15 protein-coding genes and 1 tRNA gene are annotated in these 19768 nt (G+C 40.7%); 4 read left to right on the top strand and 12 right to left on the bottom strand.

The genetic code is table 11. From position 1 onward, the window contains the following. The first annotated feature begins 70 nt into the window (after positions 1–70). The gene (locus tag RS893_RS00290) at positions 71–628 is read left to right on the top strand and encodes a DUF721 domain-containing protein (protein WP_315789269.1); all 558 of its coding nucleotides are present in this window, start codon (positions 71–73) and stop codon (positions 626–628) included. A gap of 282 nt (positions 629–910) precedes the next feature. Here RS893_RS00290 and RS893_RS00295 read toward each other — a convergent pair whose 3' ends face one another. From RS893_RS00295 to psbP, 5 genes are all read right to left on the bottom strand, one after another. Further along, the gene (locus RS893_RS00295) at positions 911–1879 is read right to left on the bottom strand and encodes a transposase (RefSeq protein ID WP_315789270.1); all 969 of its coding nucleotides are present in this window, start codon (positions 1877–1879) and stop codon (positions 911–913) included. A gap of 25 nt (positions 1880–1904) precedes the next feature. Then, positions 1905–2831 (bottom strand): hypothetical protein, encoded by a 927-nt coding sequence (locus RS893_RS00300; RefSeq protein WP_315789271.1) that lies wholly within the window; start codon positions 2829–2831, stop codon positions 1905–1907. 135 nt (positions 2832–2966) lie between these two features. Next, on the bottom strand, positions 2967–3623 hold the full coding sequence (locus RS893_RS00305; RefSeq protein WP_315789272.1) for an Npun_F0813 family protein: 657 nt from the start codon (positions 3621–3623) through the stop codon (positions 2967–2969). A 274-nt stretch (positions 3624–3897) separates the two neighbouring features. Beyond that, positions 3898–4500: a nucleoside triphosphate pyrophosphatase gene (locus tag RS893_RS00310; RefSeq protein WP_315789273.1), complete on the bottom strand. Its 603-nt coding sequence runs from the start codon at positions 4498–4500 to the stop codon at positions 3898–3900. Between the two features lie 157 nt (positions 4501–4657). After that, complete coding sequence (gene psbP / locus RS893_RS00315; RefSeq protein ID WP_315789274.1) at positions 4658–5200, bottom strand: photosystem II reaction center PsbP; 543 nt, start codon at positions 5198–5200, stop codon at positions 4658–4660. Between the two features lie 70 nt (positions 5201–5270). Between psbP and RS893_RS00320 the strand changes: the two genes are divergently transcribed. The 3 genes from RS893_RS00320 to RS893_RS00330 all read left to right on the top strand — a co-directional run bounded on the left by RS893_RS00320 (position 5271) and on the right by RS893_RS00330 (position 7840). Beyond that, complete coding sequence (locus tag RS893_RS00320) at positions 5271–5894, top strand: hypothetical protein (protein ID WP_315792142.1); 624 nt, start codon at positions 5271–5273, stop codon at positions 5892–5894. A 361-nt stretch (positions 5895–6255) separates the two neighbouring features. Continuing rightward, positions 6256–6378 (top strand): hypothetical protein, encoded by a 123-nt coding sequence (locus tag RS893_RS00325; RefSeq protein WP_016871480.1) that lies wholly within the window; start codon positions 6256–6258, stop codon positions 6376–6378. 760 nt (positions 6379–7138) lie between these two features. Further along, a complete protein-coding gene (locus tag RS893_RS00330) occupies positions 7139–7840 on the top strand; it encodes an acyltransferase (protein ID WP_315789275.1) in 702 nt (233 codons plus the stop codon). Between the two features lie 699 nt (positions 7841–8539). On the opposite strand, the gene RS893_RS00335 is transcribed toward RS893_RS00330, so the two are convergent. The 7 genes from RS893_RS00335 to RS893_RS00365 all read right to left on the bottom strand — a co-directional run bounded on the left by RS893_RS00335 (position 8540) and on the right by RS893_RS00365 (position 19202). Continuing rightward, positions 8540–8707, bottom strand: a complete 168-nt coding sequence (locus RS893_RS00335; protein WP_315789276.1) for a hypothetical protein — start codon at positions 8705–8707, stop codon at positions 8540–8542. Between the two features lie 276 nt (positions 8708–8983). Further along, positions 8984–9853 carry a DUF5895 domain-containing protein gene (locus RS893_RS00340; protein ID WP_315792143.1) on the bottom strand — a complete coding sequence of 290 codons (870 nt, stop codon included), beginning with the start codon at positions 9851–9853 and terminating at the stop codon, positions 8984–8986. A gap of 230 nt (positions 9854–10083) precedes the next feature. After that, complete coding sequence (murD, locus tag RS893_RS00345) at positions 10084–11544, bottom strand: UDP-N-acetylmuramoyl-L-alanine--D-glutamate ligase (protein WP_315789277.1); 1461 nt, start codon at positions 11542–11544, stop codon at positions 10084–10086. 84 nt (positions 11545–11628) lie between these two features. Beyond that, on the bottom strand, positions 11629–13815 hold the full coding sequence (gene glyS / locus RS893_RS00350; protein WP_315789278.1) for a glycine--tRNA ligase subunit beta: 2187 nt from the start codon (positions 13813–13815) through the stop codon (positions 11629–11631). A gap of 434 nt (positions 13816–14249) precedes the next feature. Further along, positions 14250–14320, bottom strand: a tRNA-Gly gene (locus RS893_RS00355). Between the two features lie 52 nt (positions 14321–14372). Beyond that, positions 14373–15602: a hypothetical protein gene (locus RS893_RS00360; RefSeq protein ID WP_315789279.1), complete on the bottom strand. Its 1230-nt coding sequence runs from the start codon at positions 15600–15602 to the stop codon at positions 14373–14375. A gap of 123 nt (positions 15603–15725) precedes the next feature. Then, positions 15726–19202, bottom strand: a complete 3477-nt coding sequence (locus RS893_RS00365) for a response regulator (protein WP_315789280.1) — start codon at positions 19200–19202, stop codon at positions 15726–15728. Positions 19203–19768 lie beyond the last annotated feature (566 nt).

Here is a 19768-nt window from a genome sequence, read left to right on the forward strand (position 1 = left end):
CCAACACTATTGTAAATTTGCATATATTTGATGCATCAATCAAATTGAGTTGGGACACGCATTAACTAGGATGTCGTTTAAATCTGTTAATGATATTTTATGTGTTCTGCAATTAGAGACAAAACTACAGGAGCAACCATTTCAACGTTTGCTCAAGTATTGGTCTGAAGTTGTAGGAACAGCAGTAGCAGCTCATGCTCGTCCATTGTCTCTTCAACGTGACGTGTTGCGGGTGGCAACTTCTAGTGCAGCTTGGGCGCAAAACTTAACTTTTGAACGCCAACGACTACTTGTAAAGTTAAATGCAGTACTGCCGACTCCGTTGGTAGATATTCGCTTTTCTACTGCTGGCTGGCACTGTGCCAAACAAGTTGGTGATCCACCCAAGTTATCTGCACCGCCCCAACACCCCAGTTTCCTTGGTAAAGAATTTAGTATGGACAGTGATGTGAAGTCTACTGTTAGTGATGCGAATAAGGCTTTTGCAGACTGGACAGTGGCAATACAAGGAAGATTGCAGGGTTTACCTATTTGTCCTGGGTGCGAATCTCCTACACCTCCTGGTGAACTCCAGCGTTGGGGGGTTTGTTGTTTGTGTGCTGCCAAAAAGTTTTCTCAAAGAGAATAAAGGCGATTGACAAACAGCGAAGCATAATTATTGTAAGCAATTAGCCGGACTTGATATTAGTCCCTTGTCACCCAGAGATATTTGTGTTAGCGAACCACAAAGGACACAAAGAGAAGAAGAATGTGATAAAGATTGGTGATTTTTGTTGGGTTGTATGAAACCACCCCCCTTATGTCCCTCCGAAATGGGGAGAAAAATCTTACTCCCTCCCCGCGCGCGGGGAGGGTTGGGGAGGGGTTCTTTTTATTTTTGCAAGAGGTCTATCATTTTTTAACTGATGACTCATTGAACCGAAGACAAAGAATAAACCTGACCATCAATTAGCAGCCTGGTGATGCCTTTGGCTTGGAGATGGTAGCGGGCCTTATGCAACATTCTGCTATCAGGAATTTTCACCACGCGATCGCGTTTAGTAGAAAAGCGCTTTGCAATTCGGTGATTATCAAACACTGGCAAAGTTCTTTCTTGGGTTTCTGGATTAGGGATATAGCCCAAATCGCCAAATTCTCGCAGTGGTCTGGTAATCAATTCCGAGGAGCGATCAATTACTAAATAACACGTTCTGGGTAAATTAGCTGCTGATAAAGGTAAGACTCGTACAAAACTGTCGCCACTTCTAGCTCTTGCTACTAAACGTGGTCGTTCTCGATATTCTTCTTCCTCCTCGAAGTCTTCATCTTCAAAGTCTTCTTCTAGATCCTCATCTAAATCTTCTAACTCTTCCGACTCGTCTAGCAAGTCTTCGCCCAGCATTTCCGCGATCGCTTTGGTATCTGTATGTATATCCTCAATTAGCGGACTAGGGATATTTGTGATTTCTTTAGCTTGAGGTTCTAAAAGTTCTAGTTGTTTGATGACTGGTGGTGCAGTCTCTTTTGGCGCTGAAGAACGCCGTTTAACTCTTCTACTATTGGAGGTGGAATCAGTCAAATCAGCTGCAACAACAGGAGTAGGTTGCTCCTCTGGGGGAGGAATTACCTCCTGTTGTGGTTGTTCCTGAATCTCTAGTTGTGACTGCATAAAGGACGGCAGGTGATCATAACTTACCTGGGCTTTGCCTTCAGGAGTTCTCGCAGCACGCTTTAACGAAACAAGGTATTCGTACTCATCTTCTGGTAGAGTACTTTTGAGTAAGCGACTAATAGTCGAGTTACTCACGTCATAGCGTTCTGCTAAAGTAGAAGTTGTTTCAGCAGTTTGACGGTATAATTTCAGGATTTCTTGTTTATCAGATTCTGTTAGTTTTCTCACGGCAGGACACCAAACAAAAAATTTTTTAACTACGTTTTCTGACTCGTTCTCGACGGGAACGGCTCAATGATGCGTCATATTCCAAGACAGCACCCATACCAAATAAAACTCCACTCCAGACCCAAAACACTTCCAGTATTTCTCCACTTTGATAATTGGGAATCGAATTTGTGGCGTATTTATACCACATATCTGCAATGTAGAGCGAAAATGCCGCAGCTGCAATCATACGCCAAGAAAGAGAAACTCGTCCGCCCCAAAAAGCTAGCAGTAGAGTAGTAGCGATAATTAACAGCAATACGTCGCTGATCACGTAAAACCAATTTAAAGCAGAAGCAACAATTTCTAACCCAGGAGAATATTGGGCTTGGACTGCTGCGGTCTGTGGTTGATTGGAAATTAGCCATGCCAACGCACTGCCAAAGGCTCCTATTGCCAATACTATTATCCACTGTGAAGTTTCCAAATTCAGTCGCCTAGAAGCCACTGCCAAAAGCATACCTACGCCCAGCAACAGATATGTTATTACAAAAAATACATCACCTAATGACGGAAAAGGTTCTTCTTTTAAGACGATTTCCGTATACCCAAAAAATATACCTCCCAGGAAATAAGAAAGCATACCAATACCAATTGCCAGCCAAACGTTGCGATCGCTAACAATTTGCTGACTGCGCCAATTCCTTAGACATAAAATACTAGCAGATAGATAAGCCATTGCCTCAAAAACATTTGTGCCAAAAACGTACCAATCAGCACGCCTGAGGCAAGTAGCTGCTTCCTGGGCTTTGGCACTCAGTTTTGCTACACAGTCTGCTCCTACAGGAACCTTGGCACTAAACAATAAAAAATACAACAGTGCCAGTACACCCCAACCTATGCTAGCCAAAATAATGTTCTGAGTGGTGAATAAAGATTTATAACCTTGAGACTTGTTGTAAACGCTACTCATAATTCTTAACCGTGACAGAGTATTCTGCAATGTTTTTGGTTTGCTAAATTACAGGATAAACACCATAGGGCAAGAATTTTGCCACTTCAACAGTGTAGTTATCCAGAATCCAACGTCAAAAAACACTGATATACATTAATGCCACAGTTTACTCAGTGGAGACTGATTTAGCCAACTGATGAATAGCGATCGCTCTCCTTCGGGCATATCTTGTAGTTTATCAGCTACGGGATGGGCAAAATTGGTATTGCCAAAATAGGCTTTTCCTAACCGATGCAGATCTTGCAACAAGGTGATGACATGATGTTCTTGCCAATTAGGAACTGGGACACTTAGTGGATCTATTTCGAGTAAGTATTTAATTTCCTCCGGCGATGACACCTGGGGAAACTGCCACTGTTGCAAAGTTTCGCCCATTTCTTTCTGAAATAAGGCGGCTTGTCTAGCACCCAAAAAGTCTTCAATGTCCATGTACACAGCTTGTAACAGCAAAATACTAGCTTGGGTAAAAATACCAATTTTGCTATGACTACCTGTGTCACTACCAAGCTGATCTAAACGAATTTTACCCCAAACGCTAAAACGTTCCGGTTCTTCTAGCAGAACACAAGCTTTGCCTTTGTTATCCGTCAAATCTCTCCATAAAGCTTTAGCCTCTTCTTCTTGGCTGGCTTTAAAGACACTTAGTAATCTGAAGGTCTGCCCCTGATAATGGAGAATCGGTACTTGCTGATCCCGTTTTGGGTGCTGAATGGTCGATATTTCAACATCCTGCCTTTTAAGAATAAACATGACAATAGCAGATAACTCCTCACAGGGGCATTTATTAACAGTTATCAGTTATCAGTTATCAGTTTTATGACTGGGTATAAGTCTCCTACCATAAATTTGATAACTGTTTACTGTTCCCTGTTCACTGAAATTTAATATGGCAGATATCATAACCTTATTAGGGCAGAATACGCCTCTAGTGTGATCGCGTACTAGTTTAGTGGTTAGTGGTAAACTACGCATCTACTAACTACTAACTACTAACAACCTCCACGAGAAAAACATTTTTCCCTGCCTATTTACCTACATCCCAAAAATCTGCTACCTCATACCCCAATTTCTTTAGCATCCGCCGTAGTAGAGGTAAACTTAGTCCAATCACATTACTGTGACAACCTTCGATTTTTTCCACAAATAAACCACCACGCCCTTCCAAGGCAAAGGCACCAGCACACTTGAGGGGTTCACCCGTAGCAATGTAGGCGTCAATGGTGCGATCGCTGAGTTGGGCAAAGTAAACTCTTGTTACTTGGTGCTTGACTAAAATATTTTTATGTGAACTGTCAATCAAAGTATGACCAGTATATAAATCACCAAAACTTCCCTGCATTACCCGCCAACGTTGACGCGCTTCCTCAGCATCTGTTGGTTTACCGTGAATCTCACCGTTAATAGCTAAAACTGAATCACAACCCATTACTAAACCAGATTCAAACCGAGGCGCTACAGTTTCCGCTTTTCGTTGAGACAGAATTTCTACTAGTTGCACCGGATCGTTGATTTTCACTTGCGACTCATCAAAATCACTGGGGCAAACTATTGGTTCGATACCAACAGTTTGTAACAAGCGGCGTCGCGCCGCAGAAGCTGATGCTAGTACAAAGGTTGGAATGCCCATAATTTAGAGGGGGGAAATGGGGAACTCGGGGGCCCCACTCCCCCAAGGGGGTGGGGATTAGGGGCAATGGGGGAGTGGAAAATAACTACTAACCACTAACTACTAATGTACAGACGCGAGGAACATCGCGTCTCTACTAACCACTACTAACCAACACCTAATATACAGAAAAAGAATTAACAGATTCCTCTATCGCATTTTTGACTTTTCGCCAGCGTTTTTCTGGTACTGAGGCATTAAATGTAAAAAGCTTACCTCGACTGGTGGCAATACTGGCGAGGTTATGTCTTTGTTGCTTATTGGGAAGCGTAATTAAATATTCTAATTTGTAATATATTCTGCCGTCAGATGCTACTTGCTCTGCATTGACTAATTCTGCTGTACGTCCTGAACCTTCGGGAGCAAGGGCATTTTTGGCTAGCTTGTAGCCTACTTCACTCGGTGTCCCTAATTCTGGTAAACTTTTGCCTTCCGGTACTGGACTAATTACTACAGAAACATTCTCGCTAAATTCGATTAAATCGTGGAAGACTACATCCGGACCATCGTTAACTCTAACTTGCACCCAGCCGTTAGGATATAAAAATTGATAGCCATCACTAGTGTCTACAAAACTTTTGAGGGCGGCAGACGCTGTACCGTAGTTAGTAAAGCTAAAACTCAACACTAGTAACAAAATTACTGCAATTCGTTTCCACATTTGTTTCAATTCCTTTGGCTTGGAAGCAACACAAGGCAAGTATCATTTGTCGTTTTTCATTCTCCCACGGATGCTAACAACTTACGAACTGCGCTGGTTTTACCCTGGTACAATACCAGAGAACATTCAATTTTGGTTTGAACAACATTGTCTGGTTCAGTCTTCACAACCACAAGAACCACGAGAAGATTTATATCTTTACTCTCCTGAGTGTGAATTTTTAGGTATCAAACTACGGCAAGAACAACTAGAAGTTAAATGGCGTCAAGCTGAATTAGGTGTCATGAGTTTTGGTGAAATTGTAGAGGGAAAAGTCGAAAAATGGAGTAAATGGGAGTGTCATGACGCAACGGGAGAAAGTTTTCAAGCACAGCAGATTGCAAATAATCCTATTTGGGTAAGTGTACAAAAAGTTCGTTATTTTCAAGCTTACGAAGTTTTAGATGATTTTTCATTACAAGCTGTTTGTGAAAATAAAAGTATTAATAATGGTTGTCATATAGAATTGACTCATTTGACAATCCATGAAAATAGTTGGTGGAGTCTTGCATTTGAAGCTTTTGGTGATGATGCCCGTATATTAGAGAATCTTCAAACAACAACCAATTGGGTATTCAGTAGTTATTGGGAACGGAGGTTACTAGCTGTTGATTCTTATGCTTACCCAGCTTGGTTAGCACGAGTAATTGGTTAACAGCACAGGTGCGTTGTGCATGAATCCTAAAAATCTCACTCAATCTCCCCGTAAACGGGGAAAGATTTAGTTCCTTCCCCATAAACGCTTAGGGTTAGGGTAAAAAAATATTTGTGCAAGAGGTCTGTTCTGCAAAAAATCTATCTTTAGCAGGAAGTAATATTTGCTTTTTTTAAATAAAGAGACCACAGTTAATTAAATATTACTTAATTGAAATTTCATCAAACCTCAGAAAAATTAAATTAATATTTTTATTTCATCACTAGTAAAGAAATTATGTTATACGTAAGTAAAGCTAGTAATTTTAAATTGTAAGTTTACAAACCCAGTTTAATTTATCTGTGGTCAATCTACGTCCATCATGATTAAAGCAGCACACTACAAAAATTGGCTGCAAGAAAGCCGTTATAGGAATCGAGGAAGTGCTTATGTGTTTGCACTCCGATTCAATGTGATGGCTGAAGTTGGAGAATTTCCACCCTAGTTGTGGTTTCAGGTAGAGAAATTTTTAGAGAAAGTAAAGAACCTACATTTCGTTGATAAAAAATACCAACTTTCATTGACAACACAGAAGTCTCAACGAATGTAGTTTGTCCAAAAGAGGCTTGTTTAACTAAAAATGTTGGGAAGCTTATAGCTGTTTAGCAGAAGATAACCATAGGTCATCACTTATATTCTTGCTGCTGTATAAACTCCTGGTTTTACCTAAAAACCAAATATTAGCCTATTTCAATCATCAACTTTTACATCTGAATTTAGTTTGATGATTGTGTAAGCAAGAATATGCTATTTGCTAATCAATATTACTTAGGTAATGCTCTTTTGATTCTAATAGTATTGAAAGTGCAAAAATTCCTTGTAAAAAATACAACAACACATCAAGTTAGGTTTAACTACTATTTAGTAGTTACAAAAATGTAAGCTTTACCAAGTATTAATTTGACAAATTAATTTTGTCTAATAGGAAACTTGAACTTGATATTAAATGTAGGTTAAACAAGTTAACTTTTGCGGGATTTAGTTTTGTGTTTGCTAACACTGACTAAAAGTGATTTCTCTTCATTAATTTCTTGATGCAATTTTGTTTCTGGCAATAAAATCTATCAAAAGTATTAGTAATTTTGTGTAATATGCCAAACAAATTTTAATATACGGGAGATTTTTGGCAGAATCACAATAGCTATAGTGGTGCATAGTACAGAAAACTATTGATTAATTAACTTAAGCGTAAGGAATGACAAATTATGAATCAAAAATCTTTATCAAAAGTGCAACGTTTGAAAGAAGTTTTATTAATTAATCTGCTAGGAGAAATACCAACAATAGCTTTTGGTCCTCGTTTAAGAAAACTGTTTTATCGATTTATTTTCTCTCGGATAGATAAGTCAGTATATATTCAAAATGGTGTTGAATTTATAGGTGCAAGTAAAATTGAACTTGGCAGTGATGTGCATATTTTTAAAGGTGTGCGTATAGATGCTAAAGGTGAAGATAGCAGGATTACTTTAGAAAAAGGCGTCGCTCTTGAAAAAGATGTAACGATTGGTGCTTTAGACAACACTTGCGTACAAATTGGTGAAGGTACATTTATTGGCCCTGGTGTATGTATTGCTGGCCCGGGAGATATCACAATTGGCAAACGCTGTTTAATTGCTGCTCATGCGGGAATATTTGCAAACAATCATAATTTTGCAGATCCGACAAAATATATTGCAGACCAAGGTATTACCCGCCAAGGAATAGTTATAGAAGATGATTGCTGGCTAGGGCATAATGTTACAGTATTAGATGGAGTGACTATTGGTGAAGGCAGTGTTATTGGAGCAGGGGCGGTTGTTAATCAAGATATTCCTCCTTATTCTATAGCTGTGGGAGTACCTGCCAAGGTAATTAAAAAACGAGGTATGAAGGAATTGGTATTGAACCAGCAAAACGTTAAAGAGTAAGTATTATTTAAAGTAATAAAGTCAAAAGTTTAAAAGTGTTCCTTTTAACTTTTGGCTTTTTACTTTTTATTTGTTCTATTAGATAGGAAGTTCAATCACGAACTTTGTACCTTTATTCAGTATCGAAAAATATTCTAGCTAGCTACCATGTTTTTCACTAATTATTTGATAAATAATTGACATACCAATTCCTGTGCCTTTACCAAGGGGTTTGGTTATAAAAAATGGATTAACAATTTGTTTTTGAACATCTTCCGACATAGACTTTTTAGAAAAGTCTGAGATCTGGGCTATCTTAGAGAATTGCCATAAGCCTTGCTGCGTAAGTCGTTTATAAATTGTGCTTAAGCCGTGATCACGAAGACATAAGCATTTGCTACAAATAAATAAGCCGTTGTGACTAAAATTCAAGCATTTGTAACGACAGCTTCTAGATTGATAAGTTTCGCTGAAGCGTTTGTAATGAATACATAAGCATTTGCCACAAATAAATAAGTTGTCGTAACGACAACAACTTTCTTTATGATGTCCGCTTGTGTGTTCGTAACGAATGAACCAGAGGATGTTACCACGGGAACTTAATTTGTTAACGTCGCTGCTGCAAAACTAGTTATCTACGTCAGATGATTGCAGCAGTTCCACTAGTGCTGCGATCGCTTTTGTACAGTCTGTCTGTTGGAGTGCCGATCTAGCTTTCTCTCAAATTTCATCGAAAAATTGTACCAACTTTTGTTTTTTAGTATAGAAAGAACCAAAGCCCCACTTGACAATTTGCGCTACTATTTCATCGGCTCTAAAATAAAGTGGTTTAGTTAAAAGGATAGTGGCGATCGCACTCACAATAGCTGTCAGCGTCACAGGTTCCATAAATTCGCTACAAATAAGTCGTAAAAATTATACCAATTCAAATAATGTTTGCGACAGCACCCTCCCCTTGCTAAGGGGAGGGTTGAGGTGGGGTCTTATATAATCCATGTGTTGTATTCTTTTTTCAAATTGGTATTACTTTTATCGTCACACATACCATTAAACTCCCAAAGTACTGAAACTGTAGAAAGTGTCAATAGCGATCAGTTTATTAATGCACCATTTTAGGTGTGTCAGTCTACTACCACATTCTTCATCCTTTAACCTTTCCCCAATTTAATAGGGCGGATAACTAAAGTCATCTTCATCGGGATAAATATAGGAACTAGAAACTCCTGTTGCTACCATCTTAGGTGCTTCTGCCTTAATAGGTTCCTTGCCAAACTCTTTGTGTTCTTCGTAACTCCTGATAATTATCTCCGACTCTGGAGCATCAGAAGCTATTAAATATTGTGTTAAAGTCGAAACCGTCGGATGTTTGTAGTCCACAGTTGAAGCAACCAAAACTGTATTGGGTTCAATACCTCTTTCTTCCGAATCAATAATTGGGCAAAATATGCCGTGAGCGTGAAATAGTGGCCCTTTTGGCGTTAATGGTAGCTTACGGTAAACTGCATAAGCCCTTTCTAGTTCTGCTAGAAATCCACCTGTAATTCTGCCTTGTTGATATTCACAATAAGCCTTACTAAAACTTGCTCCGGCTGCACCATTTAAAGTCAGTTGCAATGGTAATTCATGTAAAAATTTTTTATTTTCTCCAACTATAAAAATTAGATAGCGTGTAAAAGTTTTAAATTTAAGTTTGTCTGCTAAAAAAGCATCATAATTCTCTCTAAGTGTACCCAATTTGACACCAGTTTCTCGGTCTTTGACAGACAAGGGCCCGCGCCGCACTACTACTATGCGTGGAGTGGTAGTAATATACACCGTTTCCACTCCAGAGCTAAATTCATGCTCCATCTGCTGCCAATTGTCATCCGGCTGAAACCCTACAGCATGAGCATTATCTAACTTGATTGCTAAGCCATAAGACTGGATACCATCTTGACCATAGCGAGGATTAATCATCTGACACCAAGGGATAACTTGAGAAGGCGGTGCGTTAAACTTATCGTCTTCAAAGTCGAAATTTCCAGGGGTTTTCATTGTCTTGAGCATTTGCGAGTGTCTTGCAGATCTAGTGTAAGAAATTCGTGGGATGCTATGTGATGGGGAGATGGAGAGAAATTCTCTTTCCATCTCCCGATGCCTCAGTTACTGTTTTTGAATGCAACTTAGTATAACTAGGACAAAAAATAGGCGATCGCACCCAAGGTAGGTAAGTTAAACAATGATACCTTGTGTATTGAAGTCACGCACATTCACTACAGCAGATTTTAACAACTTCTCATCCACTCCAAGCACAACTGTCGGAAATGCTCACCTCGCACTTCAAAGTTGGGGTACTGATCAAAACTAGCACACGCAGGTGATAGCAACACTACAGCTGCTTGATATTGCTTAGCTAATTCTGCTGATCTCGAAACTGCCTTATCCATTGTTTCCACGACTTCGTAATTAGTGTAGCCTACCTCTTGCAAGCGTTGAGCAAAGGCATTGGCAGCAGTGCCAATCAGTAAAACTGCGGCAGCTTTGGCTTTAATTTTTGCTAACCAGGCTGTATCATTACCAGCTTTTGCTTCGCCACCAGCAATTAAGATAACTGGACTTTGCACAGATGCTAACCCAACCTCAGCTGCATCATAATTAGTAGCTTTGCTGTCGTTGATAAAATCAATACCTTCCCAGGTACAAATATGTTCTAAGCGATGGGGTACACCGGGGAACTCACTAATGGCACGAGCGATCGCATCTCGATCAATTCCTGCCAACCGCGCCGCCGCTACTGCCATCAGTAGGTTTTGCTGATTGTGTTTTCCTACCATCCGCAATGCAGATACTTCGACAATCGCTTCATCTTCTTCAAAACCAGCATGGCATGTCTGGAAAACCCAGCCATCTTGAATGTAAAAGCCTTTTTCACCTATCAGGAAATCTTTACCTTGCAAACTTGTCCAATAAGCATCAGGCCAATCACTCAAACCAACTTTACGCAAGTACGCATCATCACCATTAAAAATCTGTATCTCACTCTGACGCAAAAGACAAGCTTTGATGTTGTAATAATTCTCCAAGGTTTTATGGCGACTGAGGTGATCGGGTGTAAAAGTTGTCCATACACCAATACGTGGTTTTAAAGTCGCAGATGATTCGATTTGGTAACTACTAATCTCTGCAATTACCCAATCAAGGGAATTTTGGATTTTGGATTTTGGATTTTGGATTATAGATATTTCTCTCTCACCGTGTCCCTGCGTCTCCCCATCTCCGTGTGTCTCCCTGAAAGAGAGGGCAGCTTCACAGGCAGCGTAGCCAATATTACCGCAAGCTGGAGCATTTAATCCTGCTGTTTGGAAAATGCTGGCAATTAAAGAGGTAGTGGTAGTTTTACCGTTTGTGCCAGTAATGGCCACCCAAGGTATAGATCGTAAGTACCGCCACGCTAGTTCCATCTCTCCGATGGTTTCTATGCCCAAATCTCGTGCTTGGACTAGTACAGGAATATCCCAAGGAACACCAGGACTAACAACTATTAGCTGGGGTAAATCTGAATCAGTTAAGTCCAAGGTATAACCCAGTTTAACAGTGATTTGTTCGGCTGCGAGTTCTTGTTGTTGTGTACGGAGGTTAAAAGAGGTGTTGCGATCGCTTAGCACCACCTCCCAACCTTGCCGCTTCAACAATCTCGCCGCTGCAACACCGGACTTTCCTAATCCAATTACATGGGCTTTGGGCATAGACTGTAGCAGAAATCCCTGGTTAAGCACACCTTATCCTAACGTTTCTTGGCACAATTTACACAATATTTTTATAGACTTTAGCTACAAATTTTTTACGACTGCACCAAAATCTGCTAGTACTCGCGCGTGATTACGCAGCAAACTCAGCAAATTCAATCGATTACGCTTAATATTGGGATCTGGGTCTATAACCAAAACACTTTCTGGCCCATCAAAAAAATTACTCACGGTGGGAGCTATCTTTTCTAGTGCTGCTACTAACTGTTGATAATTGCGCGACTTTTGTGCAGCTTGAGTTTGCGGGACTAATTCTACTAAGGCATGATAAAATGCCGCCTCGCAGGACTTTTGGAATAGTTCTGGCTGAACTATGGAGATGGGGTCAAGCTGTTTAGTATCTAAATCTCCTTGCGCTGCCAAACGGGTAGAACGGTTGACGGTTTCGTAGATTTTATCTAAAGTTCCATCTGTGCGAATTTGTTGCAGGAATAAGGCGCGATCGCGTATATCCAATAAATCTTGTAATGCTCTTTGGGTATATTCGGGGTCATTTTCACCCAAGACAGCGTTTACCAAATCATAATCTATTTGTTTTTCTTCTTGCAATAAAGTGCGAATACGTTGTAAGAAAAATTCTTGTAAATTCCCAACTAATTCTTCTTTATTTTTGTTATGTTTGGCAACAAAATCTGTGGCAACTTGCTCCAATAACCACTGTAAATTAATTGCTAAATCTGCTGACCATGTAATGTTGACAACTGCATTTGCAGCCCGTCGCAAGGCAAAAGGATCAGAAGAACCTGTGGGAATCATCCCTAAACCAAAAATACCGACTAAAGTATCTAATCTGTCTGCCAAACCCACAACTTGACCTGTAATTGTTTGTGGCAAAATATCATCTGCACCTCGAGGCAAATAATGTTCAAAAATTGCAGTTGCTACAGCTTCTCCTTCTCCGCTTGCTAAGGCATATTTTTGTCCCATGATTCCCTGCAACTCTGGAAATTCATAGACCATTTGACTGACTAAATCAGCTTTGCACAATAAAGCGGCACGGTGGATATTATGACTTTGTTCTGGAGTTAATTGTAATTGTTCAGCAATCTGGGCAGCAATTTTTGAGATGCGTCCAACTTTATCTAACAGTGAACCCAAATCTTCTTGAAAAGTAACTTTTGCTAGCTGGGGCAAAAAACTATCTAACGGATTTTTTAAATCAGCCTCATAGAAAAATTTACCATCAGCTAAACGAGCGCGAATCACTCTGGCATTACCAACAGCGACAATATCTGATTTTGCTGGATCACCGTTGGAAATAGTGATAAAATAAGGCAGTAATTCTTGTTGATTACTATCTTTGAATACGGGAAAATAACGCTGGTGATGCACCATTACAGTAGTAATAACTTCTGTAGGTAAATCCAAAAATTCACTTTCAAATTCACCAATTACCGCAGAAGGCCATTCGACTAGGTTTTTGACTTCTTCTAATAAATCTGGGTAAATTTCTACAGAACCATTTAACTTGTTGGCAGAGTTTTGCACATCTTCAACAATAATATTTGTCCGTTCCTCAATCTTCACAACAACCGAAGCTAAACGCAACCTAGCTACATAATCAGTAGCTTGGGGAATTGTAACTGGTTGAGGATGTAAAACTCGATGACCTTGAGAAATGCGATCGCTTTTAATTGTCTCGGAACCATTCACTAATTCTATTGGCAAAACAGCATCATCTAACAAACTTACCAACCAACGGATAGGACGAGAAAACCGCAAATCCCCATCACCCCAGCGCATCAATCGCTTACCTTCTAAGGCGAAAATCCACTGAGGAACAAGTTCTGTTAAGATCTCTGTTATCTGACGACCAGGAATCAGCTTACGTACAAAAACAAAATCCCCTTTATCAGTATTGCGAATTTCTAAAGCATCGAGTTCTACACCTTGCTTTTTGGCAAAACCTTGTGCTGCTGGGGTGGGTTTGCCATTTTTAAAAGCAGTTTGTGCGGGTGGGCCTTTTATTTCTTCTTCTCTGTCGGCTTGCTGGGATGGTAAACCTTTAATTAGGACTGCTAAACGCCGGGGAGTACCATAAAGTTCTACAGATTCACTCTTTAAGTTATTTTCTTGGAGGCTTTGAGGAATCAGCGATTTCCACTGTGCAACAGCGCGACTCAAAAAGCTTGCAGGTAATTCTTCTGTACCAACTTCTAATAAAAATGCTAAGTTCTCTTTTCTATCAATATTTTGAGGCTTTATAAGCATAATGCTACACAGTTGCTACACAAATAGTAGGTTAATGAAGTGTTGTGTTTTTGGCTTTAAGTCTAAAATGATACATAAATGCTATACATTTTTCTGTATAGGTTAGACTTTTATGAATTTTATCATCTGACCACCCTTGGGATTATTGACAGTACTGTAACGGCTGACAGGGAAATTGCCCACAATGAGGGATGAAAAATTGAGCGAACACAGATGCACACCGATGCACACCGATGGATTATGAGCTTGCTGCTAAGATTAACTGATATCTTAGTATTAGGCGACTAGAAGTCGCTGCTACACATACAAAACCCACCTCCGTGGGTTTAAAACTCTTGATTTTGGGTTAGTCCGCATTGGCGGACTTTGTTTGTATAGGGACGATTTCTAATCACCAGGGCTAAGTGCTTAGTTTTTCAGAGATTTTACCTAAAAGCGGGCAGCGGGAATCGAACCCGCATCAATAGCTTGGAAGGCTATGGTTTTACCACTAAACTATGCCCGCAAAAAATTTTCAACTTCAATAATATAACATAAACTTAGCTAAAAATCAAGAACTAACGACGTTCTATTTTGACACGCACAACTAAGTTGCTTTGGGGCGGCTTGCTGCCATCTTGGTTTTTACCAGGACTAAATAACACATTCTGAAAAACATCTATCAGAAGTTGCTGATATTTAGTTTTTTTCGTTGCTAGTTCTTCGGGAGTCATATCTATAATCTTAACTTCTGGGTTGCCATTGGCATCACGAGCAATTAACTTACCTTTTTCATCAATTGCCAAGGAAACAACCAAATCTACATTATTCAAATCCGGTTCGCTGCTGAGAAAACTTACAGGCAATTCTTTTGTATTGTCTCCCAAAGGTTGAGCCAAAATATCTGGTGGTATATCTTGTCTGACCACCCCTTTTTGGCGTAAATCAATCATTTCATCTCTAGAAAAAACATCCCAGGTTGCTACCAATCCACCACTAGTTTGAGTTTCTTCTGGTGGTAATTGGGGTGGTGGTTGCACCGATGGATCTATTGTTGGTAGCGGCGTTGATTCTCCTAGCGAGATATTAGCATTTGGTTGTTCTGGAAGTTGCTCATTTGTGGAGGGAAAACTATCTTTTGGAGGAGTTGTAGGGTTTGTATCTGGTAATGAAGCCTGATTTTGCTCATCGGGTATGGGATTTTCCGATTCTGAGGTAGATGTGTCTGTATTATCAGGAGGCGGTGTGGGAGGTATGGTATCAGGTTGTTGATTTGCTGGTGACTCTGGTGTGGGTGTAGTCTCAGGCTGTTGATTTGCTGGTAACTCTGGTGTGGGTGTAGGGGTTGTGGGTGTAGATTTAGGTTGTACAGTTGGTTGAGGTTTTGCAGTTGCGGTTGCTTGCTTGGCAACAGTTGGTTTTGGAGAGGGTTGCTGACGTGGAGAAGAATTAGGGTTAGAGGCGATCGCTGTTTTTTGATCAATTAAAGCGATCGCATCCTCATCGGTTACAGAAGCGGATTTTTGAGTATTTGATGACTGAGGTGAAACTGGTTTGACTTTGGCTTGTGATTGAACTTTTGCAGATCCTGTTGGGGAAATTTCTATGATTTCAATAGGTATATTGTTACTTGAGTTTTGCTGTCGTCTCAGGCTCAATTGATATAAGTATGAGCGCAACATCCAAAATGCAAGCAAATGTATGGCTACTGAACCCGTAAATACAGCGACCCACAAACCAGGTGAATCGCTATGTCGGCGGTAAATTTGAGATGGAGTTGGTTTTTGATCAGTAACCGATTTTGTCATAATTTTGCTAATTATTGGTTGTTGATTGTTGGTTGTTGATTGTTGGTTCCGTTAACCATTAACCAATGTACAGACGCGAGGAACATCACGTCTGTACCCACTAACCACTGACCATTGACCATTTTAGCGATTAGCCATTAACTCTGGCGTTAGAGCGAAGGTAAGAACTGTTTCGTCTACTCCTTTTAGTTCTAGCGGACTACGTTTAATAATTTCTTCCTCTTGTAAATAATCTGCAACCGCCGCCGAAACTAAGACAGTACCGGGGGCAGCTGCTTGCTGCAATCTTGCAGCAATATTCACACTCGGACCAATAGCTGTATAGTCAGCACGTTCAGAGCTACCAAACATACCTACCACAGCTGTACCTTGATGGATACCACAGCGAAACTGTACACTTTGACGTTCCGTCGTATCAAAAACACCATGTTCTCGCCAATGTGCGTTTAACTGTTCTAGCGATCGCAGCATCGCCCTAGCTGTATTCACAGCACGTCGCACCTGTTCGTTAGGTGTTAACTCTTCTGGCGCTCCAAACAAAGCTAAAATAGCGTCTCCCATAAATTTATCTACAGTACCACCATTATCAAATACCGCTTTTGTCATTACTTCTAAATATTGATTAAGCAACTCAGCGACTCGACGTGATCTGAGGGTATTTGCTAATTGGGTAAAACCGACAATATCACTAAATAAAACTGTAATTAAGCGCGGTTCCGGACGTAAATCCAGAACTAAGTCTCCAGCTGCGGCTTTTTGTACTAAAGCTGGTGGTAAAAACCGTTTCAGTACTGATTCAGTTAAATAAGTATTTAATTCTACTACTTTACGTTCAGTAGCCTTCAAGGCTAACAGATTCCTTACCTCTGCCAAAAGTTCGCGATCATTAAATGGTTTGGCTAAATAAGCATCTGCACCTAGTTCTGTGCCTTCGATGCGAGTTTCTTCATCAACTTTTGCTGTCAGCAGAATGATTGGTGTTCCTTTTAATTGCTCTTCGTTGCGGATCATCCGAATCATCTCTAGCCCCGATACCACAGGCATCATTAAATCACTAACAATCAAGCTAGGTGAAGTTTTCTTGGCTAGTCGGAACCCCTCTAAACCATTATGAGTTGTCCGTACTTGATAGCCGTGGTCGCGAAGAATACCAGATACGTAAGCTCGTAGATCCGGGTTGTCATCTACAACTAGGATATAGGGGCTAGTGGCTAGAGGCTCGGGGCAAGTGCTAAAATCTTCTTCCCTAGTCCCTAGTCCCAAATCCCCAGTTCCTTCTTCGATTAATTCTAAATCTGCCAATTCCACAGCAGCACGGCTAAGATTGACTTCTACCGTCACTTCTGACACTTGATTTGCGGGTAAATGAGCATTACCAGGAGTTAGCCAGACACTAAAGGTAGTACCTTGACTATAAACTGATTCTACAGTTACCTTGCCACCGTGGAGTTCTACTAATTCTTTAACTAAAGCCAAACCCAAACCTGTGCCTTCATAGGAACGGTTGTCAGAGCCTTCAGCTTGGCGGAAGCGTTCAAATAGGAGGGGAATTTGTTCTGGGACAATGCCAATACCAGTATCTTCTACTGTCAAAATGCAATGATCATCTTGAGACTGGATGGCAACAGTAATCATACCACCTTCAGGAGTAAACTTCATGGCATTAGACAGGAGATTGTAAACCACCTTATCGAATTTTTCCATGTCTAAGTATACTTTTGGGCATTTAGCCATGTTGGTGGTCAGACGTAGTCCTTTTTTTTCACAGTAGGGACGAAACGACTCAACAATTTGGCTGACAAATTCGACTAAATCACAGGGACGAAAACTAGGTTGCATCCGACCTGCATCTAAGCGTTGCAGATCCAGTAGTTGGTTGACAAGCCTTAACAAACGACGGGAGTTACGTAAGGCGATCGCACTTTGTTCGTAAGATAAACCCTTTTTGTCAGATACTGCTGTTTCTAGTGGCCCTTGAATAAGGGTGATCGGAGTACGAAATTCGTGGGAAATATTTTGGAAAAACTCGGTTTTTTGTTTGTCTAATTCCAGTAAGCGTTCGGCTTGTTCACGGGTTTTTTGGTACAAGTGAGATTGTTGGACTGCGATCGCTGCTTGTGCTGCTACTGCTTTTGCTAATTCAATCTCTGAAGGCAACCACTGACGTGATTTTTTACTTTGCTTTAAAGTAATACTACCAATACTTTTACCATCAGCTAAGAGGGGGACTACCATTAGCGATCGCGCTGGTACTCGCAAATGTAAATCAAAGCCTTTGGTTTCTGGCGGACACTGGCTCATATCTGGGACGATCACCGGTTCTTGTGTCCGTAACATTTCTTGCAGAATGGGATTTCCTTTGATCGGTGCTTGTGACTGAGGTAAATTATGAGTTTTGACATCCTCAATATTTTTGGGATTATGAGTATTTACATCTTCAGAACTGTCATACAAACCTACGCAGCGAACAAATTCATCATCTTCTGTCCACAAAGACAGCACACAGCCGTCCACTTGTAAAGCTTGTCCTAATTTTTGGGTAATAGCAGCAAAAATATCCTGTGGATCTAAACTAGAGCGAATCGCACTGGTAATTGTATTAATCAAAGCTTCCCTTTGAGCCAGCGCACGTACTTGCTCGTAAGCATAGGCTTGAGACAAAGCTAGAGCCGCTTGATCTGCCACCATCATTACCAACTGCACTTCGTCCTCACTCCAGATCCGAGGTGCATGACACTGGTGCAACGCCAGCACAGCCATTAGTTCCTGCCGACAAATCAGTGGCACAATTAGACTAGAGCAAATATTCGCATCAGTGAAAGCAGCAGCACGCGATCGCAACTCAACAGCATCCCCTTGAATGCGTTCGTCACTGGCTACATCATGAATTACTTGTACTTCCCGAGTTTCCCAAACTGTTTGAGATAACAGAGCTAATGAGGAGGTATTTAAATTCTCCCCACTCTCCCAATTCCCCAACTCCCCAGCAGAATTGCAAGGCTTCTGATAAATAAACCCTTCATCAACCAATTGATTCTCTTGGAAAGGACGCAACAGGCAAACATCCACCTCCAGCATATGCCCTACCGTATCCACAATTGTTTGCAGAATCTGCCGATAGTCTAAAGCGCTGCGAATAGTATTGGTAACTGTGTTCAGCAGCGATTCCTGGCGGAGTGTACGAGTTAGTTCACGAGTACGGGCCTTAAGGACGTTGTGGGTATCTAAGGCTTGGCGGACTACTGCTTTGAGTTCCTCTGCTTCCCACGGTTTAGTGACATATTTGAATACTTTACCAGAGTTAATGGCTTCTACTAGGTCTTCGACATCGGTGTAGCCAGTCAAAATTATCCTAATAATATCTGGATACTGAGTTGCTGTTAGGCTTAAAAATTCAGTACCACTCATCATTGGCATTCGCTGATCGGAGATGATTACTGACACATCTCCCTCCTGCGCCAGCAGCTCCAACGCAGCTGGCCCGGAACCTGCCCTTAACACCTTATAGTCGCGATAAAAAGTGCGGTAAAGCAAGTCTAAGTTGTCGGGTTCGTCGTCGACAACTAAAATTTTAGGCTTATTGTTTGCTTGGGATTTCATGCACCGCTTTCCTGCTGCAAAGGCAGTCGGATAAACAATAATCTGATCAGATAAGGATGAAACTGACTCAGGTAAGAGCAGAGCATTTTGATGACCTACGCCGTTTGCCCATATGAGTGCTGATTGGAAGAGGGTTTGATCACAGCCATCTGTCTCAATAAATTATGCCGATTACTGTTTGCTTTGGTGCACCCCAATTAATTTGATGCTCAGTATTAGTTTGACAGAATTTTTGTTTTGTAGCCAAATCTCTGCTCACCTCCAACGAGAACTGTTCTATAGCATATACAGCAATCCAGGCTGGTTGAACAATCCAACTGAAGCTGCATATTAATTTTTCCCGCCGTAGCATCGACACTAACACTTTTTGGTAAATTTTATTTATAACAGTCATTTTCAAGTCAGCAATCCTACAATAACTAAGATTAAAGAGCAAAGTATACTATTAGACAAATAGCTATTTACAATTTAGCCATTAGGATTATCAACTAGACAAGTAGTAACAGAAGAGATAATAGGGTAGGGAGAAAGTAAGGGAAACCAGACCAGGAGGACAAGGAGGAAAC

The organism is Fischerella sp. JS2 (assembly GCF_032393985.1).
GTDB lineage: Bacteria > Cyanobacteriota > Cyanobacteriia > Cyanobacteriales > Nostocaceae > Fischerella.

What these genes read in the sequence shown, in the direction of transcription:
- RS893_RS00290 (WP_315789269.1), top strand. Translation starts at nt 71, where the DNA reads ATGTCGTTTAAATCTGTTAATGATATTTTATGTGTTCTGCAATTAGAG.
- RS893_RS00300 (WP_315789271.1), bottom strand. Translation starts at nt 2,831, where the DNA reads ATGAGTAGCGTTTACAACAAGTCTCAAGGTTATAAATCTTTATTCACC.
- RS893_RS00305 (WP_315789272.1), bottom strand. Translation starts at nt 3,623, where the DNA reads ATGTTTATTCTTAAAAGGCAGGATGTTGAAATATCGACCATTCAGCAC.
- RS893_RS00310 (WP_315789273.1), bottom strand. Translation starts at nt 4,500, where the DNA reads ATGGGCATTCCAACCTTTGTACTAGCATCAGCTTCTGCGGCGCGACGC.
- psbP (WP_315789274.1), bottom strand. Translation starts at nt 5,200, where the DNA reads ATGTGGAAACGAATTGCAGTAATTTTGTTACTAGTGTTGAGTTTTAGC.
- RS893_RS00320 (WP_315792142.1), top strand. Translation starts at nt 5,271, where the DNA reads ATGCTAACAACTTACGAACTGCGCTGGTTTTACCCTGGTACAATACCA.
- RS893_RS00325 (WP_016871480.1), top strand. Translation starts at nt 6,256, where the DNA reads ATGATTAAAGCAGCACACTACAAAAATTGGCTGCAAGAAAGCCGTTAT.
- RS893_RS00330 (WP_315789275.1), top strand. Translation starts at nt 7,139, where the DNA reads ATGAATCAAAAATCTTTATCAAAAGTGCAACGTTTGAAAGAAGTTTTA.
- RS893_RS00335 (WP_315789276.1), bottom strand. Translation starts at nt 8,707, where the DNA reads ATGGAACCTGTGACGCTGACAGCTATTGTGAGTGCGATCGCCACTATC.
- RS893_RS00340 (WP_315792143.1), bottom strand. Translation starts at nt 9,853, where the DNA reads ATGAAAACCCCTGGAAATTTCGACTTTGAAGACGATAAGTTTAACGCA.
- murD (WP_315789277.1), bottom strand. Translation starts at nt 11,544, where the DNA reads ATGCCCAAAGCCCATGTAATTGGATTAGGAAAGTCCGGTGTTGCAGCG.
- glyS (WP_315789278.1), bottom strand. Translation starts at nt 13,815, where the DNA reads ATGCTTATAAAGCCTCAAAATATTGATAGAAAAGAGAACTTAGCATTT.
- RS893_RS00360 (WP_315789279.1), bottom strand. Translation starts at nt 15,602, where the DNA reads ATGACAAAATCGGTTACTGATCAAAAACCAACTCCATCTCAAATTTAC.
- RS893_RS00365 (WP_315789280.1), bottom strand. Translation starts at nt 19,202, where the DNA reads ATGAAATCCCAAGCAAACAATAAGCCTAAAATTTTAGTTGTCGACGAC.